19 protein-coding genes are annotated in these 24,924 nt (G+C 73.2%); 11 read left to right on the forward strand and 8 right to left on the reverse strand.

Annotation, left to right across the window (positions count from 1 at the left end; genetic code table 11):
* Positions 1-411: 411 nt before the first annotated feature.
* Both V5O46_RS04560 and V5O46_RS04565 read left to right on the forward strand, forming a co-directional pair.
* Positions 412-1,851 carry a DUF692 domain-containing protein gene (locus V5O46_RS04560; RefSeq protein ID WP_332883085.1) on the forward strand — a complete coding sequence of 480 codons (1,440 nt, stop codon included), beginning with the start codon at positions 412-414 and terminating at the stop codon, positions 1,849-1,851.
* Between the two features lie 143 nt (positions 1,852-1,994).
* Positions 1,995-2,789, forward strand: coding sequence for a TIGR04222 domain-containing membrane protein (locus V5O46_RS04565; RefSeq protein WP_332883086.1), 795 nt, complete (start codon positions 1,995-1,997; stop codon positions 2,787-2,789).
* Positions 2,790-2,894: 105 nt separating this feature from the next.
* On the opposite strand, the gene V5O46_RS04570 is transcribed toward V5O46_RS04565, so the two are convergent.
* Positions 2,895-3,863: an alpha/beta hydrolase family protein gene (locus tag V5O46_RS04570; RefSeq protein ID WP_332883209.1), complete on the reverse strand. Its 969-nt coding sequence runs from the start codon at positions 3,861-3,863 to the stop codon at positions 2,895-2,897.
* A 197-nt stretch (positions 3,864-4,060) separates the two neighbouring features.
* On the opposite strand from V5O46_RS04570, the gene V5O46_RS04575 reads away from it, so the two are divergent.
* Positions 4,061-4,669 (forward strand): TetR/AcrR family transcriptional regulator, encoded by a 609-nt coding sequence (locus V5O46_RS04575; protein ID WP_332883210.1) that lies wholly within the window; start codon positions 4,061-4,063, stop codon positions 4,667-4,669.
* Positions 4,670-4,824: 155 nt separating this feature from the next.
* Positions 4,825-6,405: an alpha/beta hydrolase gene (locus V5O46_RS04580; protein WP_332883087.1), complete on the forward strand. Its 1,581-nt coding sequence runs from the start codon at positions 4,825-4,827 to the stop codon at positions 6,403-6,405.
* A 50-nt stretch (positions 6,406-6,455) separates the two neighbouring features.
* Here V5O46_RS04580 and hemQ read toward each other — a convergent pair whose 3' ends face one another.
* Positions 6,456-7,187, reverse strand: coding sequence for a hydrogen peroxide-dependent heme synthase (gene hemQ / locus V5O46_RS04585; protein WP_332883088.1), 732 nt, complete (start codon positions 7,185-7,187; stop codon positions 6,456-6,458).
* Between the two features lie 5 nt (positions 7,188-7,192).
* The gene (hemG, locus tag V5O46_RS04590; protein ID WP_332883089.1) at positions 7,193-8,671 is read right to left on the reverse strand and encodes a protoporphyrinogen oxidase; all 1,479 of its coding nucleotides are present in this window, start codon (positions 8,669-8,671) and stop codon (positions 7,193-7,195) included.
* Positions 8,672-8,860: 189 nt separating this feature from the next.
* Here hemG and V5O46_RS04595 point away from each other — a divergent pair, with 189 nt between their 5' ends.
* The gene (locus V5O46_RS04595) at positions 8,861-9,829 is read left to right on the forward strand and encodes a DUF4349 domain-containing protein (RefSeq protein ID WP_332883090.1); all 969 of its coding nucleotides are present in this window, start codon (positions 8,861-8,863) and stop codon (positions 9,827-9,829) included.
* A 50-nt stretch (positions 9,830-9,879) separates the two neighbouring features.
* Positions 9,880-11,277 carry an FAD-dependent oxidoreductase gene (locus tag V5O46_RS04600; protein WP_332883091.1) on the forward strand — a complete coding sequence of 466 codons (1,398 nt, stop codon included), beginning with the start codon at positions 9,880-9,882 and terminating at the stop codon, positions 11,275-11,277.
* A gap of 22 nt (positions 11,278-11,299) precedes the next feature.
* Here V5O46_RS04600 and V5O46_RS04605 read toward each other — a convergent pair whose 3' ends face one another.
* Together V5O46_RS04605 and hemE are read right to left on the reverse strand one after the other, a co-directional pair.
* Complete coding sequence (locus V5O46_RS04605; RefSeq protein WP_332883092.1) at positions 11,300-11,650, reverse strand: hypothetical protein; 351 nt, start codon at positions 11,648-11,650, stop codon at positions 11,300-11,302.
* Positions 11,651-11,859: 209 nt separating this feature from the next.
* The gene (gene hemE, locus V5O46_RS04610) at positions 11,860-12,927 is read right to left on the reverse strand and encodes a uroporphyrinogen decarboxylase (protein WP_332883093.1); all 1,068 of its coding nucleotides are present in this window, start codon (positions 12,925-12,927) and stop codon (positions 11,860-11,862) included.
* 409 nt (positions 12,928-13,336) lie between these two features.
* Between hemE and V5O46_RS04615 the strand changes: the two genes are divergently transcribed.
* From V5O46_RS04615 to V5O46_RS04635, 5 genes are all read left to right on the forward strand, one after another.
* Positions 13,337-14,101, forward strand: coding sequence for a DUF3000 domain-containing protein (locus V5O46_RS04615; protein ID WP_332883094.1), 765 nt, complete (start codon positions 13,337-13,339; stop codon positions 14,099-14,101).
* A gap of 289 nt (positions 14,102-14,390) precedes the next feature.
* Complete coding sequence (locus V5O46_RS04620) at positions 14,391-15,053, forward strand: response regulator transcription factor (RefSeq protein ID WP_332883095.1); 663 nt, start codon at positions 14,391-14,393, stop codon at positions 15,051-15,053.
* Positions 15,054-15,408: 355 nt separating this feature from the next.
* On the forward strand, positions 15,409-16,683 hold the full coding sequence (locus V5O46_RS04625; protein WP_332883096.1) for a ribonuclease D: 1,275 nt from the start codon (positions 15,409-15,411) through the stop codon (positions 16,681-16,683).
* A 240-nt stretch (positions 16,684-16,923) separates the two neighbouring features.
* Entirely contained in the window at positions 16,924-18,141 is a 1,218-nt protein-coding gene (locus V5O46_RS04630; protein ID WP_332883097.1) for a thiolase family protein, read from the forward strand.
* A complete protein-coding gene (locus V5O46_RS04635) occupies positions 18,138-20,267 on the forward strand; it encodes a 3-hydroxyacyl-CoA dehydrogenase NAD-binding domain-containing protein (protein WP_332883098.1) in 2,130 nt (709 codons plus the stop codon). Before V5O46_RS04630 ends, V5O46_RS04635 begins: the two co-directional genes overlap by 4 nt.
* Before the next feature lie 67 nt (positions 20,268-20,334).
* Here the strand turns inward: V5O46_RS04635 and V5O46_RS04640 are convergent, their stop codons facing one another.
* Genes V5O46_RS04640 through V5O46_RS04650 form a run of 3 tightly spaced genes read right to left on the reverse strand, consistent with a single transcriptional unit; the run spans position 20,335 to position 24,859 of the window.
* A complete protein-coding gene (locus tag V5O46_RS04640; protein WP_332883099.1) occupies positions 20,335-21,843 on the reverse strand; it encodes a hypothetical protein in 1,509 nt (502 codons plus the stop codon).
* A gap of 50 nt (positions 21,844-21,893) precedes the next feature.
* Positions 21,894-23,369: a hypothetical protein gene (locus tag V5O46_RS04645; protein WP_332883100.1), complete on the reverse strand. Its 1,476-nt coding sequence runs from the start codon at positions 23,367-23,369 to the stop codon at positions 21,894-21,896.
* A gap of 47 nt (positions 23,370-23,416) precedes the next feature.
* Positions 23,417-24,859, reverse strand: coding sequence for a hypothetical protein (locus V5O46_RS04650; RefSeq protein ID WP_332883101.1), 1,443 nt, complete (start codon positions 24,857-24,859; stop codon positions 23,417-23,419).
* Between the last annotated feature and the right edge of the window lie 65 nt (positions 24,860-24,924).

Raw genomic sequence — 24,924 nt, forward strand, 5'->3', positions numbered from 1 at the left:
CCCGGCACCGCGCAGCGAAGCAGGAACCCACCCGACACCGCAGCCTTCGAGCAGTGTGGATCCCGCGTGCTCGGGGGACCGGAAGACCTGGATCCAGCCGGACGGGGCGATGTGCCAGTCGGCCAGGTCCGGCATCGGCCGCGCGTCGGCCGGGCGGCCGAGGAGCCGCTCGTACCAGGCCGCCGCCGCGTCGACGTCCCGGACCGGGGCCACCGCGAGCACGTGCGTGAAGTCCATGGAATCTCCTCTCCTCGCATCCTCACAGGATTCTTCGCCGTAGGACCGCCGGGGCAGGTGTGACTCATCGGAGGGCGGACCGGAAACCTCAAATGTTGCTCTGAACGTGAGCGCGACAAGGTTCGGGCGGGCGGCTCCGGGCGATACCCCCCGCACGGACCGAGGAGGGGGACCATGGAGCGACTGGGGACGGGGATCGGATGGCGGCCGGAGATCGCGGACGCCGTCGAGCGGATGCCCGGCATCGACTGGGTCGAGGTCGTCGCCGAGAACGTCTGCCCGGGCCATCTGCCCCGGTCACTGCTGCGGCTGCGCGAGCGCGGCGTGACCGTGGTGCCGCACGGCGTCTCGCTGGGCCTGGGCGGCGCCGAGCGGCCCGACCCGGTGCGGCTGGCCGCGCTGGCCGAGCGGGCCGGGGCACTGGGGGCGCCGCTGGTCACCGAGCACATCGCGTTCGTCCGGGCGGGCGGGCCGCTGACCGCGTCGCCTCGCCTGGAGGCGGGGCATCTGCTGCCGGTGCCGCGCACCCGTGACGCGCTCGACGTGCTGTGCGAGAACGTGCGCATCGCGCAGGACGCGCTGCCGGTGCCGCTCGCCGTGGAGAACATCGCCGCGCTGTTCTGCTGGCCGGGCGAGGAGATGACGGAGGGGCAGTTCCTGTACGACCTGGTCGACCGGACCGGCGTACGGCTGCTGATCGACGTGGCCAATCTGCACACCAATCATGTCAACCGCGGCGAGGACCCGGCCGAGGCGCTCGCCGAACTGCCGCTGGAGGCGCTCGCCTACGTCCATGTCGCGGGCGGTTTCGCACGGGACGGCGTCTGGCACGACAGCCACGCCCATCCGGTGCCGCAGCCGGTCCTGGACATCCTCACCGACCTGGCGTCGCGCGTCGCACCGCCGGGCGTACTGCTCGAGCGTGACGAGGACTTCCCCTCGCGCGTGGAACTGGAGACGGAGGTCGAGGCCGTCCGGGCCGCCGTGGAGAAGGGGCGGGCCGCCGTGGAGAAGGGGCCGGCCGTCGTGGAGAAGGGGCGGGCCGCCGTGGAGAAGGGGCCGGCCGTCGAGACGGGGCGGGGCGCCGTGGAGACGGGGCGGGGCGCCGTGGAGACGGGGCGGGGCGCCGCGGTCTCCGGGGGCGGGCGCGGGGGTGCCGGTGAGGCGCACGGTGGGCTGGAGGTGCTGCCCGACACCGCACCCGCCCGTCAGCGGCTGGGACTTGCGCAGGCGGCGCTGGTGTCCGCGCTCGTCGCCGGGACGCCCGCCCCCGAGGGGTTCGACCGGGCACGGCTGGGGGTGCAGGCACGGGCGCTCGTCGCCAAGCGGGCCGACGTGGTGGCCCGGGTGGCGCCCGAGCTGCCGGAGATCCTTGGTGCCGGCTACCGGGCCGCCTTCGTCGCCTACGCCCGGAACCGGCCGATGACCGGTGGCTACCGGCAGGACGCGCTGGACTTCGCCGGGCGGCTGCTGCACACCGGGCAGCCGCCGGAGGACCGGACGCGGCGGGAGCTGCGGGAGTGGTGGCTGGAGCGCTCGGGACCGGTGCCGCGGTCGCGGCGGCGCTCGGTGCGGCTGGCCCGCGCCACCCGGCGGGTGCTGCTGCGCCGCTGAGCGCCGGGCGCGCACGGCACCCGCAGGCAGGCGCGGCGCCCGGCAGCGACGGCGGAAGCGGAACGTCACGGACCGACAACACCGCGTCCCGGATGGTGAACAGGGCATGGCGCGAGTACTGGACCCTGGCATAGAAACACGGCATGTTCTGGGTCCTTCTTCTGCTGCTGGCCTGGGCCGTCGCCGGAGCCGCGTGCACCCGGCTGTGTCTGGCCGCCCTGCGCACGGCCGCCGTCGGCACGGACACGGGCCGGGGGCACGCGCTGACGCTGTACGAGGCCGCCTTCCTGTCCGGCGGGCCGGGCCGGGTCGCCGACCTGACGCTGGTCTCCATGGCGCGTCAGCGCCGGCTGCTGCTCGCCCACACCGGTTGGGCGACCGTCGTCGACCCGCGCGGGCGGGACGAGATGGAGCGGTCGGTGATCGGGGCGATCGGGCCCCAGGGACAGTCCCGGATCGCTCCGGTGCGGGCCGCTGCCGCCGCCGCGGACGCGGTGCGCGGGCTGTCCGACCGGCTGGTCGGCGCGGGCCTCGCGGTGCCCGAGGGGGCCCGCACCATAGCGTCCGGGGTCCGGCAGGTGCGGTGGGCGGCGCTGACCGTGTGCGTGCTGGGCGCGGTGGCGCTGGCACTGCCGGTGCCGGCGGAGCTGCCGCGTCATCTGATCGCCGCGTGGTTCGCGCTGCCGCTGGCGCTCACCCTGAGCTGCCTGGCCATCGCGCGGATCGAGGTCCACCCGTACTCGCCGTGGGCGTCCCCGGCGGGCCAGCGGCTGCTCGGCACGCTGGCCGCCCGGCAGCCGGACGGCCACGACGACGACCGTACGTACCTCGCCTCGGTCGCGGTACGGGGCATCAAAGCGGTCGGCGAGCCGGACCTGCGGGCGGCCTTCGCACACCGCGAACAGCATCTGCGGGCGCACGGGTACCGGCGGGACTGAGGCGCCAGGGTCAGCGAGTCGCGGCACCCCGCGTCGGCGCCGGGTGCCGCGGCCCCGCACGCCGGACCCGGGTGCTGCGGTCTCACCGGCTCCGCGGCCGTCGGTCTACTTGGACGTGACACGCCCGAAGGAGTCGGGGCCGGTCGTCAGCGCCTGGCACGCCGTCCGCCAGGCGTCGTCCCCGGGGTGCAGCTCGGTGCGGAGGTAGGCCGCGGTGAGCCGTGCGAGGGCGGCGACCCGCCCGGGGTTCTCGTCGGTGGTCTCGGCGGCGTCGTATCCGGCGATTCCGCCGAGTCCGTGCTCCGCGCCGAAGAGGGTGAGCAGGGTCTTGGGGCCGGGGGCGAGGGTGTAGGGGTCGGCGTGCCAGTCCGGCCCCATGTCCGTGAAGTGCCGGGGGTCGTCCTTGTCACCGGCGACGACCAGTGCGGGTGTGGTCATCGTGGAGAAGTCGACGCCCCCGATGACCGGCCACTGCTGGGCCATGGGTCCGTTGAGGACGTCACCACCCCTGCCGGGCGCGGCGAGCAGTACGCCCGCCCTGATCCGGGGCTCGAGGAGGTCCGCCTTCGTCCCGGTCTCCGGGTCGGTGAGCCGGGCGCCCAGCAGGAGGCCGGCGGTGAAGCCGCCCAGGGAGTGTCCGGCCACCGCGACCTTGCCGTCGTCGATGCGTCCGGCGAGGTGCGGCACGGCGTTCTCGATCACGTCGAGCCGGTCGAGGACGTGGGACATGTCCTCGGCGCGGGAGCGCGAGAAGTCGGGGGCTCCGGGGGCGTCCGCGACCATGTGGGCGAGCGTCCTGGAGGTGAGGTGGGTGGGCTGGACGACGACGAACCCGTGGGCCGCCCAGAAGTCGGCGAGCGGTGCGTAGCCGTGCAGCGAGGAGAGGTGGTTCGAGGGCCCGTGGCCGTGCGAGAGGAGGATCACCGGGAGGCCGGTTCCGGTCGCGGGTGCGGAGACCCGTACCCGGAGGTCCACGGGGCGACCGGGTACGGGCAGCACCACCGGGCCGAAGGACAGCACCGGGGCGGGCGGGCCGAGGGCGTCGGCGGCCACTGGGGAGACGGAGGTGGAGATGGAGGCGGAGGCGTTCACGATGGGCTGTTCCCCTTCTGACGGACCCTTCCGGCCACCGCCGGCCGGGTCCGGCCGGGGCGCACGCAAGCGGTCAGGAGCGCGCCGCTTCGACTACGATGAAGCGGAGCGGCGCTCCGATTAGTATCCGGAACAGCGCTCCGCTTTGTCAACGGCGCCGGGAGGAAAGCGCGATGTCCATGGAGAGCGGCCCCGCGGGGAAGGCACCGGCCCGGAGCAGGCGCGCCGACGCGCAGCGCAACGAGCAGGCGGTGCTGACGGCCGCCGCCGAGGTGTTCGTCAGCTCCGGCGTCGACGCGCCGATCCGCCGGATCGCCGCCCGGGCGGGCGTCGGGATGGGGACCGTCTACCGCCACTTCCCCACCCGGGCGGATCTCGTCACCGCCGTCTACCGCCACCAGATCGAGGAGTGCGCCGAGGCCGGCCCGAGACTGCTGGCCGAAGCCGGCTCCCCGTTCGCCGCGCTCCGGCAGTGGATCAACCTCTTCGTCGACTTCCTGGTGACCAAACACGGGCTCGCCGACGCCCTGCAGTCGGACAGCAGCCGCTTCGCCGCGCTGCACACCTACTTCCTCGACCGCCTGCTCCCCGTCTGCACACAGCTGCTCGACGCCGCCGTCGAGGCGGGTGACATCCGGCCGGGCACACAGCCCTACGAACTCATGCGCGGGATCGGCAACCTCTGCATCGGACGCGACAGCGACCCGCGCTACGACCCCCGGCGCCTGATCGAACTGCTCCTCCGGGGACTCCGGCACCCCGGACCGGACACCGGACCCGGCCGGTAGGCCGGAGGGGCGGAGGGCCGGAGGGGCGGAGGGCCGGAGGGACGGAGGGGCGCACGGGGGCATGTGGCGCCGACACCGGCCGACGGTGCTTGCCTTCCCTCCAGCCCGAACGAAACATCCCTTTTGTCGCCACCGTGCACCGAAGGGATACGCGAATGCGCGCTGCCGCCCGCCACTCGGCCGCCGGGGCCCTGCTCCTGGCCCTCACCACGGCACCCTCCGGTGCCCCGACCGCAGCCGCCCCCGGCACGCCCGGTGCTGCAGAGCGGCAGGGCGCCGCGACGGCCGCGCAGCGGGCGGCGGCTGACGGCATCAGCTTCGGCCGGTGTCCGCGGGCGGAGGAGCTGCCGGGCGCCATCCGCTGCGGCACGGTGCGGGTGCCGCTCGACTACGCCCGCCCCGACGGCGAGCAGATCGAGCTCGCCGTCGCCCGCGTGCGGGCCACGCACCGGGACCCGGACAACAGCAAGCACAAGGTGCCCCGGCAGGGGGCCCTCGTCTACAACCCGGGCGGACCGGGCGCCTCGGGACTGTACTTCCCGCTGATCGGCATGGTGCCGGAGTGGAAGCGCATCGGTGCCGCGTACGACCTCGTCGGCTACGCCCCGCGCGGGGTCGCCCCGTCCGCGCCGCTGTCGTGCGTGGATCCGAAGCACTTCTTCAAGGGGCCGCGCCCGGCCCCGGTGCAGCCTTCGGAGTCGTTCAAACGGGAGCGGGTCGCCGAGGCCGGGGCGTACGCGCGCGGCTGCGCCGAGCGGGAGGGGGAGGCGCTGCGCCACTACCACTCGCTCAACAACGCCCGGGACCTGGAGGTGCTGCGGGCCGCGCTGGGTGAGGAGCGGCTGACGTTCATGGGCGCGTCGTACGGCACGTACCTGGGGGCGGTCTACGCGGAGCTGTATCCCGCGCAGGTGCGGCGGATGGTGTTCGACGCGGTGGTGAACCCGGACCCGGAACAGATCTGGTACCGCAACAACCTCGACCAGTCGGCGGCGTTCGAGGACCGCTGGACGGACTTCAAGGAATGGATCGCCGAGCACGACGCCGTGTACGGACTCGGCGGCACGGCGCGCGAGGTGCAGCGCAGCTACGAGCGGGCGAGCACGCGGCTGTCCGCCGAGCCCGCGGGCGGCACGGTGGGGCCGGCGCAGCTGCAGGGGACGTTCCTGCGGGCCGGGTACTACGACGACTACTGGCCGGCCCGTGCCCAGGCGCTGTCGGCCTATCTGAAGGGCGACCCGCAGCCGCTGGTCGAACTGGCCGGACCACAGCCGGCGACGGCGGCCGAGGCGGAGAACGCGCACGCGGTCTACACGGCGGTCGAGTGCAACGACGCGCCCTGGCCTGCGGACTTCGCGGTCTGGGACCGGGACAACACCCGGCTGGCGCGCCGGGCGCCGTTCGAGACCTGGGACAACGTGTGGACCAATCTGCCGTGCGCCTTCTGGCAGGCGCCCCGGCAGCGGCCCCTCGATGTGCGCACCGGGCCCGGCGAGCTGCCGCCGACCCTGATCCTGGCCGCGGAGGACGACGCGGCCACCCCTTACGAAGGTGCCCTGGAGCTGCAGGGGCGACTGTCCGGCTCGGTGCTGGTGACCGAGCGGGACACCGGCACGCACGGCATCGCGGGCGGACCGAACGCGTGCGTCAACGGCCATCTGGAGGCGTATCTGCTCGAGGGACGGCTTCCGGCGTGGGACGCGACCTGCGCCCCACGCCCGGCGCCGAAGCCCTGATCAGGCCGGGGAACAACGCCCCGAGCCCCCGGCCGGACCCCGGTGCCGGCTCAGGCCAGCCCGGCCACCAGCTCGCCGATGTCCTTGCGACGGCCCGTGAAGAACGGGACCTCCTCGCGGACGTGCATGCGGGCCTCCGAGGCGCGCAGGTGACGCATGAGGTCGACGATGCGGTACAGCTCGTCGGCCTCGAAGGCGAGCAGCCACTCGTAGTCGCCCAGGGAGAAGGAGGCGACGGTGTTGGCGCGCACGTCCGGGTAGCCGCGGGCCATCTTGCCGTGGTCGGCGAGCATCCGGCGGCGGTCCTCCTCCGGCAGCAGGTACCAGTCGTAGGAGCGGACGAACGGGTAGACGCTGACGTAGTTCCGCGGCGTCTCGTCGGCGAGGAACGCCGGGATGTGCGAGCGGTTGAACTCGGCGGGGCGGTGCAGCGCCATGTTCGACCAGACGGGCGTGAGGGCGCGGCCCAGCCGGGTCCGGCGGAAGAGGTTGTACGCCTCCTGGAGCTGGTCGCTGGTCTCGGCGTGCCACCAGATCATCAGGTCGGCGTCGGCGCGCAGCCCGGAGACGTCGTAGGTGCCGCGGACGGTGACGTCCTTGGCTGCGAGCTGGTCGAACAGCTCCTGGACCTCGTCGGCGTAGCCCGCGCGGTCCGCCGGGAGCACGTCCTTGAGCCGGAACACGGACCAGAGGGTGTAGCGGATGACCTCGTTCAGGTCCCTGGCCAGCTTGCCCTTGTTGGGGATCCGCTCTGCGGCGGGGGTGGAGGCGTCGTCACTCATGGTCCCTATTCTCCCGCTCCGCCGTGCAGGCTCTGCACCGGGTGGGCGCTGAGCTCCCGCTCGGCATGCGGGTCACCGCCGAGCGCGTCGACCGCCGCGTGGGCGCTGGCGATGCTTGCCGGGATGCCGACGCCGTCGTAGGCCGCGCCGCAGACGGCGAGGCCGGGGAGCTTCGCCACGTGCTCACGGATGCGGGCCACCCGCGCATGGTGGCCGACCGGGTACTGGGGCAGGCCGTCCCGCCAGCGGGTGACGCGGGTGGCGACCGGCGCGGCGGTCAGACCTGTGGCCTCCCGCAGGTCGTGCCGGGAGACGTCGACGAGCCCCGCGTCGTCGCGGCCGAGGATCTCCGTCTCGCCGTACCGCCCGACAGAGGTGCGCAGGACGACCAGGTCCGGGTCCTCCTCGGCGATCCAGGCCCACTTACGGGAGGCGAACGTGGACGCCTTGATGGTGCGCCCGTCGACCGGCGGCACCAGGAAGCCGCTGCCCTCCGGGAGCGCTGCGGCGTCGGTGCGGCGGTAGGCGAGGGTGACCAGTGCCATGGAGGCGTACTCGACGGCGGCCAGTTCGGCGGCGGCGGCCGGGGCCTCGGCACGCAGCAGCCCGGCCGCGGCCGGGGCGGGCACCGCGACGACGACCGCGTCGGCGTGCAGCTCCCGGTCACCGGCGATGACGCGCCAGCCGCCGTGGGCGGTGCGGCGCAGTCCGGTGACCGGGGTGCCGGTGCGGATCTCGCCGCCCTGCGCGCGGACGGACTCGGCGACCGCCGGGGGCAGGGTGCCGACGCCGCCCTCGAGGCCCGTGAAGACCGGGCCCGCGGTCTGCGGGGCGCCCGCCGCGCGGGCCTGGACCGCGCGGACCGCCTCGGTCAGCGAGGTGTGGCTGCGCGCGGCCTCGAAGAGCTGGGGGACGGCCGAGCGCAGCGAGAGGCGGTAGGCGTCGCCCGCGTAGACGCCGCCGAGCAGCGGCTCGACAAGGCGGTCGACGACCTCGCGGCCCAGTCGGGCCGCCACGTACTCGCCCACCGCCACGTCGTCGCCGATCTCCGTGCGGGGCAGCTCGGCGTCGCGCTCGATGCGGGCGACGCCCTCCTCGGACAGCACGCCGGAGAGGGCGGAGGCGGTGCCGGGGACGCCCATCACATGGCCCTTGGGCATCGGCCGCAGGGCGCCGCGGGTCCACAGGGCTGCGGTCGCGGTGGCGGGCGGCTGCAGCCGGTCGGCGAGGCCGGTCTCGCGGGCGAGGCCGACCGCCTCCGGGCGGCGGGCCAGCATCGACTCGGCGCCGAGGTCGACCCGCACGCCCGCGATCTCGCCGGGCAGCAGCTTGCCACCGACCCGGTCGGAGGCCTCCAGCACGGTCACCCGCGCCCCGCGCTGCAGCAGCCGGTGGGCGGCGGCCAGCCCCGCGATGCCCGCCCCCACGACGACGACCTGCCCGACGACCTGCCCCGTGCCCGCACGGGTCTCGCTTGCGCCCATGACCCCAGCCTCTCAGACCCCACCGGCGTTCCCGGCCGGGCCCCTCGCCCGCGTCCCCTCCCCCGGTCTCCCGGACGCCGGTGCCGCGAGTCCGGACCGTGACCTCTTCGGAACCGTTCCGCGCCAACGTCCCGGCACCTTGCGGCGTCGTAGGAGCGTCAGTCGGCACCGACGCCCCGGGGGGCACTCATGCGCACGCGCACACGACCGTCCGTACGACCCGTTCCGGCCCTGGCCGCTCTGCTGCTGGCCGCCGCACTCTCCCTCACCGGATGCAGCTCGAGCGCGGACACCGACGAGTCCGCGGGCGGCGCGGCCAAGGGGGTCGCCGGCCCGGCCGAGGGCGCGGCGGACGGCCGGGCGGAGAGCCGGGCCGACGGCGGCGGGCAGGCGCAGGAGGCGCAGCAGGACTCCGGCCAGGGTGCTCCCGGCGCCTCCGGGGACCGCGCCCCGGCGTCCGCGCCACCACTGCGGGGCGCGAACCACATCATCCGCACCGCCTCGCTGACCGTGCGGGTCGAGGACGTCCCCAAGGCGCTCGACGAGGCCCGCACCGCCGTGGGGGCCGCCGGCGGGTACGTCGGCGACGAGACCACCGACCGCGACGGGGAGGGCCACGAGCGGACCCGGCTGGTGCTGCGGGTGCCCGTCGGCGAGTACGACGAGGTACTCGCCGCCCTGGAGGGCGCGGGCGAACTGGTCGAGCGCACCGCGAAGGCGGAGGACGTCACCGACCGGGTCGTGGACGTGGAGAGCCGGATCAAGTCCCAGCGCGCCAGCGTGGCCCGGGTGCGCGAGCTGATGGACCGGGCCACCGAGCTCGGCGACGTGGTGACACTGGAGGGCGAACTGAGCTCCCGGCAGGCCGAGCTGGAGTCGCTGCTCGCCCGGCAGGCGGCCCTGAAGGACCGCACCAGTCTGGCCACGGTCACGCTCACCCTGAGCGGGACGCCGGTGGACCGGACCGGCGAGGACGACGGCACCGGGTTCCTGGACGCGCTGGCCGGCGGCTGGGACGCGTTCCTGACGATGCTGCGCTGGCTGGCGGTGGCCATCGGCGCGGCGCTGCCGTTCACCGTGGTGGCGGCGCTGCTGGTACTGCTGTGGCTGCGGGTCGTCCGGCCCCGGCTGCGCCCGCGGACACCGGAGCAGGACTGACCGGCGCGCCCGGCCGGACCCGAAATGCCCTGCCACCGTAGCGTGTTCGCATGGACATGAGCGGTGCGCCGGGTACGGGAGAACGACTGGTCGTGATCGGCGGCGACGCCGCGGGGATGTCCGCGGCGTCGCAGGCACGCCGGCTGAGGGGACCCGAGGAACTGGAGATCGTCGCGTTCGAGCGCGGCCACTTCACGTCCTACTCGGCGTGCGGCATCCCGTACTGGGTGGGCGGCGACGTCCCCGAGCGCGACCTGCTGGTCGCCCGTACGCCCGAGGAGCACCGGGCGCGCGGCATCGATCTGCGGCTGCGCACCGAGGTCACGGATATCGACGTGGCCGGCGGGCGGGTACGCGCCCGTGACGTCGATTCCGGGGCGGAGTCCTGGACGTCGTACGACCGGCTGGTGATCGCGACGGGCGCGCGGCCGGTCCGCCCCGGTCTGCCCGGGATGGACGCGCCCGGCGTGCACGGGGTGCAGACCCTCGACGACGGACAGGCCCTGCTGGACACGCTGGCACGCGCGCGCGGGCGGCGCGCCGTGGTCGTCGGGGCCGGGTACATCGGCGTGGAGATGGCCGAGGCCCTGATCAACCGCGGCTACGAGGTGACGGTCGTCAACCGCGGCCGGGAGCCGATGTCCACGCTGGATCCGGACATGGGCCGCCTGGTGCACGAGGCGATGCGGGGCATGGGCATCACCATGGTGAACGACACCGAGGTGACGGGGCTGCGCACCGGTGGCGACGGCCGGGTCCGGGCGGTGGTCACGAGGGACGCCGAGTACCCGGCCGACGTGGTGGTGCTCGGCATCGGCGTGCGCCCGGAGACCTCGCTCGCCGCGGCGGCCGGGCTGCCGCTCGGCGACCACGGCGGTCTGCTGACCGACCGGGCGATGCGCGTGCGCGGGCACGAGAACATCTGGGCGGGCGGTGACTGCGTCGAGGTGCTCGACCTGGTCTCCGGGCAGCAGCGGTACATGCCGCTCGGCACCCATGCCAACAAGCACGGGCAGGTCATCGGCGCCAACGCCGGTGGCGGGTACGCCACGTTCCCGGGCGTGGTCGGCACGGCGGTCAGCAAGGTCTGCGACCTGGAGATCGCCCGCACCGGGCTGCGCGAGAAGGACGCCCGCCGCGCAGGCCTGCGGTTCGTGACGGTCACCGTGGAGTCCACCAGCCGCGCCGGCTACTACCCGGGTGCCTCCCCGATGACGGTGAAGATGCTCGCCGAGCAGCGCACGGGCCGGCTGCTCGGCGTGCAGATCGTGGGCCGGGAGGGCGCCGGGAAGCGGGTGGACGTGGCGGCGGTGGCACTGACCGCCGGGCTGACGGTGGAGCGGATGACCGCACTGGACCTGGGCTACGCCCCGCCGTTCTCCCCCGTGTGGGACCCGGTGCTGGTGGCGGCACGCAAGGCGGCCGGGGCGGTGGAGCAGCAGAGGTGACGTGCGCCGCGGCGGCCCGCGGTCACGCCGTTCCGGTGATCCGGTCGATCGCCTGCCGTGCCTGTTCCGCGGGGGGCCGCGACGGCAGTGACGACACCGACGCCGCCGTCGCGGGGGCGGGCGGCACCGCGGCCTGTGCGGGGGTGGCGGCGGGCTGCTCCCCGGCCGGTTTGGCGTGCGCGGCGGTGCGCGCCGAGCGCAGCCGGTGGCTCACCGCCTCGTCCAGCGTCACCGGCCGCTGCATCTGCGCCGCCAGCCGCCCGGCCTCCTGGCCGAGCCGGGCGACGTCCTCCCAGGGCAGCCGGAGCACGAGGGCCACCTCGGCCTCTCCGTCGGGCAGTGCGTGCATCACGGGACCCACTCGGTCGTTCATCGCCTGTTCCTCACGTCGTCCCCGCGACGCGCCTTCCCCGTGCCGCGGGCGGTTGCCGTCAGATACGCAGCCCGACGCTGGGGCGTTCAGTCGTGCGGGGCGTCTCCGGCGACGGCGGACCGGCGTACCCGGCGGAGGTCCGGGCCGGCCGTGCTGTGGGCGAGGGCGGCCACGGCCCGGTCCCGCCGGGACGGAGCCGGGCCCGGGGCTCAGCGGGCCGTCTGCTCGTGGACGTAGGAGACGAGGCGGGTGAGGGCGTCCGGGTCGGTGGCGGGCAGGACGCCGTGGCCGAGGTTGAAGACGTGGCCCTCCAGACCCGCCGCCGCGTCCAGGATCTCCCGGGCCTTGGTCTGGACCGCCTCCGGGGTGGAGAACAGCACGGCGGGGTCGAGGTTGCCCTGCAGTGCCCTGCCGGGCCCGACGCGGCGGGCGGCCTCGTCCAGCGGGACGCGCCAGTCGACTCCGACCACGTCCGCGCCGGCCTCGCCCAGCAGGCCGAGCAGTTCACCGGTGCCGACGCCGAAGTGGATACGGGGCACGCCGTAGTCGGCGACGGCCCGGAAGACCTTGGCCGAGGCGGGCAGCACCGAGCGGCGGTAGTCGGCGGGGGCGAGGGCGCCGACCCAGGAGTCGAAGAGCTGGACCGCGCTCGCGCCGGCCTCGATCTGCACCTTCAGGAACGCGCCTGTGATCCCGGCGAGCCGGTCGAGCAGGTCGGCCCACAGCTGCGGGTCGCCGTACATCATCGCCTTGGTGTGCTCGTGGTTGCGGGAGGGACCGCCCTCCACGAGGTAGCTGGCCAGGGTGAACGGCGCGCCGGCGAAGCCGATGAGCGGGGTGCTGCCCAGCTCGCGGGTGAGCAGACCGATCGCCTCGGTGACGTAGGAGACGTCCTCGGGGGTCAGGTCGCGCAGCCGCGCCAGGTCGGCACGGGAGCGGACGGGACGCTCGACGACCGGGCCGACGCCGGGCTTGATGTCGAGGTCGATGCCGATGGCCTTGAGCGGGACGACGATGTCGCTGAAGTAGATCGCCGCGTCCACGCCGTGCCGGCGCACGGGCTGCAGGGTGATCTCGGTGACCAGGTCCGGGCGCATGCAGGACTCGAGCATCGGGATGCCCTCGCGTACCTTGCGGTACTCCGGCAGCGAGCGCCCGGCCTGCCGCATGAACCACACCGGGGTGTGCGGCACCGGCTCACGCCGGCACGCCCTGAGGAAGGCGGAGTCGTACGTGGCGGTCGGCTGCTTGCCCGCGGGGCTCTGATTGGCACTCACGACGGCCAGTCTCGCACGACCGGCCGCGGCCGCCGGACCGCGGGGCGGGGCGTCCGCGGGGCGGGCCGTCGCGGATCCCGGCCTCCGCGGGGCGGGCCGTCCGCGGAGGCCGGGACGCCCTCGCCGGACGTCCGTCCGTCGGTCGACCGGTCCGCCGGAGGGGAACGGCGCGGGGCGCGGGGCTCGATCGCAGACCCCGGGAGGGCGCGGCGCGAGCGTGGGGCCGCCCCCGTGGGGGCGGCCGGCGTCCCGGGACGCGCACGTCCGGCGTCCGCGCCGCGCCCCCGAGCACCCCGCGCCCCGCCCGTGCCGCGCGCTCTCCGGCCGCGCGCCGCGTGATCCGGACATCGCCGCCGCACTCGGGTGTCCCTCCCTGCGCCGGGGCCGCGTTCCGCTTAATCTTCCCCGCATGGCTGCGGCTCAGGGACGACTGTCGGACGGCGCTGGCGGAATGGACGACGCGAAGGACGCCAAGGACGCGGGGAGCAAGGGAAGTACGGGGAGTACGGGAAGCACGGGAAGCACAGGGAGTACGGGAAGCACCGGAGGCACGGGGAGTACCGGAGGCACAGGGGACGCGGAGAACACGGCACCACGGGTGTTCCGGGCCGCGGTCGACGCGCTGAGAACCGCGCGGCTCCGGCCGCAGATCGAGGTGGAGCCGACGCGCGCGCCACGGCGGCTGGCGCCCCACGCGTATGCGCTGGAGGCCGCGGTGGCCGACGGCGACCAGGAGCTGGCCGACGGACGGCTGGTCCTGCTGCACGACCCGGCCGGCCACGACGCCTGGCGGGGTACGTTCCGTCTGGTGACACTGGTGCGGGCGGAGCTGGAGCCGGAGATGGCCGCGGACCCGCTGCTGCCGGAGGTGTGCTGGAGCTGGCTGACCGGTGCCCTGCAGGCGCGCGGGCTGGCCTACGGCGAGCCGAGCGGCACGGTCACGCGCGCGAGCTCGCACTACTTCGGGGGGCTGTCGGCCCGCCCCGCGGCCTCGCAGATCGAGATCCGCGCCTCATGGACACCCCGCGAGCAGCTCGGCGGGGTGCCGGACACCGCCGCCCACCTGACCGCCTGGTGCGATCTGCTGGCGCAGGTCGCCGGTCTGCCGCCGGCCGGTCCGGGCGACGCCTCGGTGGTGACGCTGCCGCAGCGCCGGGGGCCGCAGTCGCCGTAGCCTCCGCGAGGGTTCTCCGGGCCGTCCCACGGGCGGCGCGCATTCCGTCACTTTGTCGATACGGCCACTTTCGGAAGGATAACGACACCGTAACGACGCAGGGCGAAACCGTTCGGTCTTCGAATGATCGACCGTCTGTCCGAATTGCTCGGATTGTTACTCACCAGATCGTGATCATTCTCTAAAGGCGGACGGGTTCGGTGCCGAAGACGACTGTGACCTTGAAAGCACGGTTCGTCCCGGCTTCTTCCCCACGAGCCGGCCCCGTCCCCGCACCCCAGGAGGCCTGGTGTCCGTTCTCCTCGAGCAGCCCGCAAGCCTGGTCGCCTACCGCCCGAACAAGCCGACCGCCATGGTGGTCGTGGCCGACCCCCGCGTCCGCTCCACCGTCACCCGCCACCTGTGGGCGCTCGGTGTGCGCGACGTCATCGAGGCCTCGTCCATCGCGGAGGCTCGTCCCCGCATCGGCAACCCCCGCGACATCTGCGTCGCCGACGTCCACCTGCCCGACGGCTCCGGTCTCACCCTGCTGTCCGAGACCCGCGCCGCGGGCTGGCCCAACGGCCTGGCCCTGTCCGCCGCCGACGACATCGGCGCCGTACGCAACGCCCTCGCCGGCGGTGTCAAGGGCTACGTCGTCACCGGCACCCGCACCAACCTCGGGCTCCCCACCCGCCCGGGTGCCGCCCCCATCGGCGCCGCCGCAGCCCGGCTGCACCGCCGTCCCCCGGGTGCCCCGAGCCACCCGGGCGGCTACCGCGAACTGTCCGGCCGCGAGGTCGAGGTACTGCGGCTGGTCGCGGAGGGCCAGTCGAACAAGGCGATCGGCGTCTCGATGGGCCTGTCCGCACTGACCGTCAAGAGCCACCTCGCCCGGATCGCCCGCAAGCTCGGCACCGGCGACCGCGCCGGGATGGTGGCGGTGGCGCTGCGCACCGGCATCATCCACTGACACCACGGCGGACGGCGGGAGCCCCGGCACCCCCTCCCCCGCACCAGCTCCTCCCGTCCCTTCCTCCACTCCTCCCCACTTCCCCCACTTCCTCCGTTTCGCCCCCCGCCGTCCCATCCCCGCTCGACGCCCTGCCCCCCTTTCCCTGCCCCTCTCCTCCGCCCCTTCCCTCCCCCCTCTCCCTCCGCTTCCTGCTGTTCACCGACGTGAACGGGGCCGGCCGCTGATCCCGGCACGTGTCCGAGGGACCCTTCCGAGCCGCGACTCACCTACCTGACCGGTTTACGACCCTTCAGCGCCCGTCGACGGAACGTTCCGTCGACGGGCGCTGTCCGCACACGGATACTCTTGACAGGTGACCGACGCCCACGAAACCGCAGCAGACCGTTCACTGCGAACCACCGGAGGCGCCCCTCCGGACGAGGCCGGATCTCCTGCCGAGGCGCCGATCCCCTTGCTGGAGCCCAGGGAGGGCATTCCGCCGGTGGTCGCGGACCCGGCCGCCCTCGCCGAGGTGAGCGCGGCCTTCGCGGCCGGTTCCGGTCCGGTCGCCGTGGATGCCGAACGCGCCTCCGGCTACCGCTACGGCCAGCGCGCCTACCTGGTACAGCTGCGCCGCGCCGGCTCCGGCACCGCGTTGATCGACCCCGTGGCCTGCCCCGATCTGTCCGGCCTCGGCGAGGCGCTCTCCGGCGTGGAGTGGGTGCTGCACGCGGCCACCCAGGACCTGCCCTGCCTCCGCGAGATAGGGATGGTGCCCAGCCGGCTGTTCGACACCGAGCTGGCCGGCCGATTGGCCGGTTTCCCACGGGTCGGCCTCGGCGCGATGGTGGAGGGTGTCCTCGGCTTCGTACTGGAGAAGGGGCACTCCGCGGTCGACTGGTCGACCCGCCCGCTGCCCGAGCCCTGGCTGCGCTACGCCGCCCTGGACGTCGAACTCCTGGTGGACCTGCGGGACGCGCTGGAGAAGGAGCTCGAACGGCAGGGCAAGCTGGAGTGGGCCCGGCAGGAGTTCCATGCCATCGCCTCCGCCCCGCCGCCCGAGCCGCGCAAGGACCCGTGGCGGCGCACCTCCGGGATGCACAAGGTGCGCCGGCGGCGGCAGCTCGCGGTGGTCCGGGAGCTGTGGCAGACCCGGGACCGCATCGCCCGCCGCCGGGACGTCTCGCCGGGCAAGGTGCTGTCGGACGCGGCGATCGTCGAGGCCGCGCTCTCCGTACCGGCCACGGTGCACGCGCTCGCCGCGCTGAACGGCTTCGGGCGGGTCAACCGCCGCCAGCTGGAGCAGTGGCAGTCCGCGGTGGACCGGGCGAGAGCGCTGTCGGAGTCGCAGCTGCCACAGCCGGGGCAGCCGGTGACCGGGCCTCCGCCGCCGCGCGCCTGGGCCGACAAGGACCCGGCCGCCGCCGCCCGGCTGGCCGCGGCGCGCACCGGGGTGAGCACGCTCGCCGAGCAGCTGAACATGCCCCAGGAGAACCTGATCACGCCGGACACGGTGCGCCGGGTGTGCTGGGAGCCGCCCGCCCCGGTGACCGCCGACGCCGTGGCCGGCGCGCTCATGGCGCACGGGGCCCGGTCCTGGCAGGTGGACCTGGTGACGCCGGTGCTGGTGACCGCGCTGTCGGCGTAGCTCCGCGAGCGGGCCCGGAACTCCGGGCCATGCACTCCGGACGGATCCGCGACGGTGGCCTGGGGGGACGTCCGCGGAGGCCGGGGCTGGTGCGGTTGTTCGGCCGACGGAGTGTGACGTTCACCGCTCCAGGCGGGGGGACTGGGCAGCTACGTTACCCACAAGTAGCATGAGCCTGAGCGCACGCTCAGTACCTGCGTGCCGCAGCAGTGCCATCCCGCACCCTGGAGGAGAGCCATCGTGCCTCGTACCGTCAGGGACGTCGTCTTCGTCGACGGCGTCCGCACCCCGTTCGGCAAGGCGGGCCCGAAGGGCATCTACCACGAGACCCGTGCCGACGACCTCGTCGTGAAGGCGATCCGGGAGCTGCTGCGCCGCAACCCCGGTCTCGACCCGAAGCAGATCGACGAGGTCGCCATCGCCGCGACCACCCAGATCGGCGACCAGGGCCTGACCATCGGCCGCACCGCCGGGATCCTCGCGGGCCTGCCGCAGTCCGTCCCCGGCTACTCCATCGACCGCATGTGCGCGGGTGCGATGACCGCCGTGACCACCACGGCCGGCTCCATCGCCTTCGGCGCCTACGACGCCGTCATCGCCGGCGGTGTCGAGCACATGGGCCGCCACCCGATGGGCGAGGGCGTGGACCCGAACCCGCGGTTCGTCAGCGAGAAGCTGGTCGACGAGTCCGCCATGTTCATGGGCATGACCGCGGAGAACCTGCACGACCGCTACCCGCACATCACCAAGCGCCGCGCCGACGAGTACGCGGTGCGCTCGCAGGAGAAGGCCGCCAAGGCGTACGCCAACGGCAAGATCCAGCAGGACCTGGTGCCGGTCTCGGTGCGCCGCACCAACCCCGAGGGCGGCGAGACCGGCTGGGGCCTGGTGACGGCGGACGAGCCGATGCGCCCGGGCACCACGCTGGAGAACCTGGAGGGTCTGAAGACCCCGTTCCGTGTCCACGGCCGGGTCACGGCCGGCAACGCGGCCGGTCTCAACGACGGTGCCACCGCCTCGGTCATCGCCTCCGAGGACTTCGCCCGCGAGCACGACCTGCCGGTGAAGATGCGGCTGGTCTCCTACTCCTTCGCGGGCGTCGAGCCCGAGGTGATGGGCTACGGCCCGATCCCGGCGACGGAGAAGGCCCTGGCCCAGGCCGGGCTGTCGATCTCCGACATCGGCCTGTTCGAGGTCAACGAGGCCTTCGCCGTGCAGGTCCTGGCCTTCCTGGACCACTACGGCATCGCCGACGACGACGCGCGCGTCAACCAGTACGGCGGCGCCATCGCCTTCGGTCACCCGCTGGCCTCCTCCGGCGTCCGGCTCATGACGCAGCTGGCCAGCCAGTTCGAGGAGCAGCCCGAGGTCCGCTACGGCCTCACCACCATGTGCGTCGGCTTCGGCATGGGCGCGACCGTCATCTGGGAGAACCCGCACTTCGAGGGGGACAAGTGAGCACCACCGCAGAGCTGCTGAAGGGTGCGGCCGACCTGTTCCCGGACGAGGTCGTCACCACCGCCCACGTACGCCACTTCGACCTGCCCCTGGGTGCCGGGCGCTTCGCGCTGATCACCCTGGACAACGGTCACGACCACACCAAGCCGACCACCTTCGGCCCCCAGTCGCTGGCGAACCTCAACACCGCGATCGACCAGGTGGAGAAGGAGGCCGCGGACGGCGACATCGTCGGCGTCGGCCTCACCGGCAAGCCGTTCATCTTCGCGGTCGGCGCCGACCTCAAGGGCGTCGAGCTGCTCAAGGAGCACAAGGACGCGCTCGCCATCGGCAAGGGCGGTCACGACGTCTTCAAGCGACTGGCCGCGCTCGCCGTCCCGACCTTCGCGTACTACAACGGTGCCGCGATGGGCGGCGGCGTCGAGGTCGGCCTGCACTGCACGTACCGGACCGTCTCCGCGGCCGTACCGGCGTTCTCGCTCCCCGAGGTCTTCCTCGGCCTGGTCCCCGGCTGGGGCGGCTGCGCGCTGCTGCCGAACCTGATCGGCGCCGACAAGGCCGTCTCGGTGATCATCGAGAACAGCCTCAACCAGAACAAGCAGCTCAAGGGCAAGCAGGTCTACGAGCTGGGGATCGCCGACGCGATCTTCGAGGGCGCCGACTTCCTGGAGCAGTCGCTGATCTGGACGGCGTCCGTCCTCAAGGGCGAGATCCAGGTCGAGCGCCCGGTGATCGACCGCGGCGAGGCCTGGGACCAGGCCGTCGAGCGGGGCCGGTTCGTCGCCGACTCCAAGGTGCACGGCGCCGCCCCGGCCGCCTACCGCGCGCTGGACATCATCGCCGCCGCCAAGAACGGCGACCTGCAGCAGGGGTACGACGCCGAGGACACGGCGCTGGCCGACCTGATCATGGGCGGCGAGCTGCGCTCCGGCATCTACGCCTTCAACCTGGTGCAGAAGCGCGGCAAGCGCCCGGCCGGCGCCCCGGACAAGAACCTGGCCCGCCCGGTCACCAAGGTGGGCGTCGTCGGCGCCGGTCTGATGGCCTCCCAGCTGGCGCTGCTCTTCCTGCGCCGCCTGGAGGTGCCGGTCGTGCTGACCGACATCGACCAGGAGCGCATCGACAAGGGCGTCGGCTACGTCCACGCCGAGATCGACAAGCTGCTCGGCAAGGGCCGGATCAACCAGGACAGGGCGAACCGCCTCAAGGCCCTGGTCTCCGGCGTCCTGGACAAGGCCGAGGGCTTCGCCGACGCCGACTTCGTCATCGAAGCGGTCTTCGAGGAGATGGGCGTCAAGCAGCAGGTGTTCGCGGAGGTCGAGGCGGTCGCCCCGGCGCACGCGATCCTCGCCACCAACACCTCCTCGCTGTCGGTGACGGAGATGGCGGCGAAGCTGAAGCACCCCGAGCGGGTCGTCGGCTTCCACTTCTTCAACCCGGTCGCGGTGCTGCCGCTGCTGGAGATCGTCCGCGGCGAGCGGACCGACGACGCCTCGCTGGCCACCGCCTTCGGTGTCGCCAAGAAGCTGAAGAAGACCGCGGTGCTGGTCAAGGACGCCCCGGCGTTCGTCGTCAACCGCATCCTGACCCGCTTCATGGGCGAGATCCAGAACGTCATCGACGAGGGCACCCCGGTCGCCGTCGCCGAGAAGGCCGTCGAGCCGCTCGGCCTGCCGATGTCGCCGCTGGTGCTGCTGGAGCTGGTCGGCCCGGCGATCGGCCTGCACGTCTCGGAGACCCTGAACCGCGCCTTCGCGGACCGCTTCACGGTCTCCCCGAACCTGAAGGCGGTCGTCGAGGCCGGCAAGCGCGGCTTCTACGTCTACGACAGCGGCAAGCCCGAGCTGGACCCGGAGGTCGCCGCACTGCTCAAGCAGGGCGACACCGTCCTCACCGAGGAGCAGGTCCGTGCCCGCGTCCTGGACGCGGTGGCCCAGGAGATCGGCCTCATGCTCGACGAGGGCGTCGTCGCCGAGGCCCAGGACATCGACCTCTGCCTGATCACCGGCGCCGGCTGGCCCTTCCACCTGGGCGGCATCACGCCGTACCTGGACCGCGAGGGCGTCAGCGAGCGGGTGAACGGCAAGCGGTTCCTGGCTCGGGGCGTGGCGTCGGTTCCGGCGTAGCGCACAGCGGACACCGGTGCGGAGGGCCCCCAGCGGGGGCCCTCCTTGCCGTGTGGTGCCGCGGCCGTCAGTGGCCGAAGGGCCGTGCCCCGGCAGGCGTGTTCAGCACGGCGAACGGCACGGGGGCAGCCGTGGACTCGGTGCCCGCCGTATCCACGGCGAACACCTCCACCGTGTGCCTGCCCTCCTGCCAGGACCATCCGGAATCCCAGGTCCACCGGCCGTCAGCCGCGACCGGGGTGGTGCCGAGGAGGGTGCCGCCGGCCCTGAAACCGACCTGCGCTGCTCCGGGGGCCAGCCCCGTGAACCGCACGGCCGATCCCGGGATCTGCTCATAGGACTCGGGGGAACGCACATCCGGCGCCGGGAGTGTCACCCCGGCCGGTACGTCGTCCGCTCCCCCGGTCGCGGCCGGGCGCGCCGGCGTCCCGGGCTCCGTGCCGACGGCCGCCTCGGTCGTCACGAACGGGACCTCGGTCCCCCGGCTGTGCTGCTTGTCCGCGTTCCACGCCACGGCCTTCACTACGTGACGGCCCTTGCTCCATGCCCTGCTGAGCTGCCAGGACCACGTGCCGTCCGGGGCCACGGAGGGAGAGCCGAGGAACTTGCCGTTCTCCCACAGACTCACCCGCACCGCTCCCTGCGCAGTGCCCTCGAAGCGCACCCCGTCCCTGGGCAGTCGAGCACCCGAGGCGGGCGCGAGGACGATCGGCGGGGCGACCTGCCCCTGCTGCTGGGAGGTGGCGGACAGGTAGGCGTCGATCGCCGACGTGTCCCGCTCCGGCTGTTCGTAGCCGTTGCGCACCAGGCCGAACCGGGGGGCGGCGCCGTCGGCGAGGCAGTTCAGAATGCCCATCAGCAGCGGCACGTTGCGTCGGGTCACCTGGGTGTGATCGGTGATGTACGGGGACTCGCTGAAAACGAAGTTGAAGTTCTCATATCCCTGGAAGAGTCCCAGGAAGGGCTCCACCTGCTCAGCGTACTGCTCGTCCTGCGGCGAGGAGAGCAGGTAGACGTTGGCCCGCCGCCCCGCGCCGGATCGCACCAGGTCGGGCAGCAGTGCGTCCAGGGCCCGTACGTTGTGCCCCGGGACACCCTCACCGAGCATGAACCGGGCGACCTTGGGGTGCTTCTGCCGCACATAGGTGCCGATCAGGAACTGGGGCACGATGGAGACGATGTTGCGGAACCCGTAGCGCAGCCCGAAGTACAGCGCCGCACTGCCGCCCTTGGAGCCGCCCCAGACCGTGACGTCGTCCGGGGTGAGATCCAGTGCCGTCATCACCTTGCCGATGACGGCCGCGACCGACTGCTCCAGGGAGAAGTCCATGTCCCGGCACAGGTAATAGCTGTTCATACCGTGAAAGCGGTCACGGATCCAGAGGATGTTCGCACGCACCGGGTCGAGGACGCCGTTCGACCAGCCGTAGTCGTCGGTGACCGCGAAGTTCGCGAAAACGACGACCAGGTGCCGGTTGCCGCCCTTGGCATGGGTGAAGCGGTACTCGACCGGATGGGCTCCCGAGGTGTCGATCCCGTGGATCAGTCGGCGTCCCTTCGGCGGTGCTGTGGACATGTGCGGCTTCCAGTCTTGAGTCAGGACAGGCGAGGACAGGGGTACGGGGGTCAGGGGTACGGGGTGAAGGGGCCTGCCGCGGGTGCGGGGAGATCCACGACGGTGAACGGGACCGTCACCGGGGGGCTTTCCAGGCCGTTCGCGTCCACGGCGACGACGTCCACCTGATGCGTTCCCGCGGGCCACGGCCGGCCGGCGTCCCATCCCCACCCGCCGTCCGGGGCCACCGCTGCCGAACCCAGGTGGACGCCGTCGCGCCGGAACCCGACCTGCGTGGCGCCCGGCGCCACGCCGCGGAAGCCGACCGCGGCGCCGGACACCTGCTGCCGGGCCTCGGGTGCGAGGACGGACAGCGACGGTCGCGCGGGAGGGACCGGACTCACTGCCGCCGCGGTTTCGGCGGCCTCGAAGACCACCTCCGTCGTCCTGGAGTGGAAGCCGGCCGGGTTCACCGCGAAGACCTTGACCCGGTGGGCGCCCTTCGCCCAGGGCTTGCCGGGGGTCCACGCCCAGGTGCCGTCGGCCGCCACCTTCGGCGAGGCGAGGAACTTGCCGTTCTCCCACATGCTCACCCGGACCGCGCCCGGGGCCGTGCCGGTCAGCCGCGAGCCCGTGCAGGGCACCACCGCGTCGGCGGCCGGGGCATCGACGACGGGCGGCGGGAAGGCCTCCGCCGCCCGTACCTTGGCGGTCGAGGCGAGGAAGGCATCCAGGGCCGATGTGTCCCGGTCCGGCTCCTCACGACCGTTGAGCACGGTGCCGATGCGCGGCGCTATGCCGTCGGCGAGCAGATAGGCGATGCCCAGCAGGGGCGGCACGTTCCGTACCGTCACCTTGTTGTGCTCCGTGATGAACGGGGACTCGGTGTAGATGAAGTTGAAGTTCGGGTAGCGGTGCAGCATCCCGAGGAACGGCTCGACCTGAGTGGTGTACTGCTCGTCCTGCGGGGACGACACCAGGTAGATGTTGGCTTCCGGGTTGGCACCCGCACGAAGAAGGTCGGGCAGCACCGCGTCGAGGATCCTGGCGTTCTCCTCCGCGAGTGCCTCCCCCAGCATGCTCTGGCCTACCTTCGGGTAGACGTCCCGCACGAAGGTGCCGATCAGGAACTGCGGCACGCAGGCCACGATGTTGCGGAAGCCGTAGCGCAGCCCGAAGTACAGCGCCGCGCTGCCGCCTTTGGAGCTGCCCCACAGGGTGACGTCGTCCGGCGTCAGCTCCAGCGACCGCATCACCTTGGCGATGAGATCGATGACGGACCTCTCGACGGCGAAGTCCATGTCCCGGCACAGGTAGTAGGTGATCCCGCCCTCGAAGCGGTCTCGGATCCAGAGGATGTTCGAGCGCAGATCGTCGAGGACCCCGGTGGACCAGCCGTAGTCGTCGGGGGCCGCGAGATTGGCGAACACCACCGTCAGACGGCGATTGCCCTTTCGCGCCCGGGCGAACCGGTACTCGACGGGATACGCACCGGAGGAATCGATCCCGGTGACGATGTCGCGCCCCGTCGGCGCTGCTTTCGGCATGTGCGGATTCCACTCGTGACTAGGTCGGATGCGGCAGTCGGTGTTCGTCAGTACCGCGGCATGAAGTAGCCGGCCGGCTCGGCCGCCTCCAGGACCGTGAAGGCGGCCGGGGCGGGCGCGGACTCCGTTCCGTTGCCGTCCACCGCGACGACCTCCAGCAGGTGCGGCCCGGCCGGCCACGGCCGGCCGGGATCCCAGCCCCAGCTGCCGTCGGCCGCCGCCCCGACCGCGCCCAGCAGCACTCCGTTCTCCCGGAAGCGGACCTGTGCCGCACCCACGGCGGTCCCGTGGAATCCGACGTCGGGGGCGACCTGAGCGTGCGGGCCGGGCGCCGACACGAACGGCGCGGCGGGGGACACCGTGTCCGCCACCGTGAAGTGGATCTCGACGCGGTCCGAGTGGAAGCCTGCGGGGTCCACGGCGAACACCTTCACCGCGTGCCGCCCTCGTGCCCAGGGCCGCTCCGGCCGCCAGGCCCATGTGCCGTCGGCGGCGACCTGCGGCGACGCCAGGAACTTGCCGTTGCGCCACATGCTCACCCGTACCGCCCCGGGGGCCAGGCCGGTGAACCACAGGCCGTCGGCCGGGACCTCGCCGTCGGCGACCGGGGCGGTCACCACCGGCGGCGGGAACGCGTCCGCGTCCTGCACCTTGGCGGTGGCGGCGAGGTAGGCGTCGACGGGTGACCGGTCCCGGTCGTGTTCCTCGGCGGCGTGGCGCACGAAGCCCAGCCGCGGGGCGTAGCCGTCCGCCAGCAGGTTCAGCAGTCCCACCAGCGCGGGGACGTTCCGCCTCGTCACCGTGGCATGGCCGGTGATCGTCGGGGATTCGCTGTGCAGATAGTTGAAGTTGTCGTACCCCTGGAACATCCCGAGGAACGGTTCGACCTGGACGGCGTAGTGCTCGTCCTGCGGGGAGGAGAGCAGGTAGATGTTGGCGGTTCGGTTGGCCTGTGCCCGCACCAGGTCGGGGACGACCGCGTCCAGAACGCGTGCGTGGTGGGCCGGGGCGCCCTCGCCGAGCATGTAGGCGGCGACCTTGGGGTGCCGCTTCTCCAGGGCGTCGCCGATCAGGAACTGCGGGACGATGGCGACGATGTTCCGGTAGCCGTACCTCAGCCCGAAGTACAAGGCTGCGCTGCCGCCCTTGGATCCGCCCCACAGCGTGACCTGGTCCGGTGTGAGTCCGAGGGCATGAGTGACGTTCGAGATGAGCAGCTGCACCGAGTCCGCCAGGCCGAAGTCCATGGCGCGGCAGAGGTAGTACGCGTTCATGCCGTCGAAACGGTCCCGGATCCACAGGATGTTGGCGCGCACGTTGTCGAAGACGCCGTTGGACCATCCGTAGTCCTCCGGCGCGGAGAAGTTCGCGAACACCACGACGAGGTGCCGGTTGCCGCTCTTGGCATGGGAGAAGCGGTACTCGACCGGAAACGTGCCCGAGGCCTCGATGCCGTTGAACACCTTCCGCCCGCCGGGCGCTTTGGACATGTACGGAACTCCAGTCTCACAGGGGCGAGTGGGCACGTTGGCGCCGGTTCGGCCGATCGGACATG

This window comes from Streptomyces poriticola (genome assembly GCF_036689765.1).
Classification (GTDB): domain Bacteria; phylum Actinomycetota; class Actinomycetes; order Streptomycetales; family Streptomycetaceae; genus Streptomyces; species Streptomyces poriticola.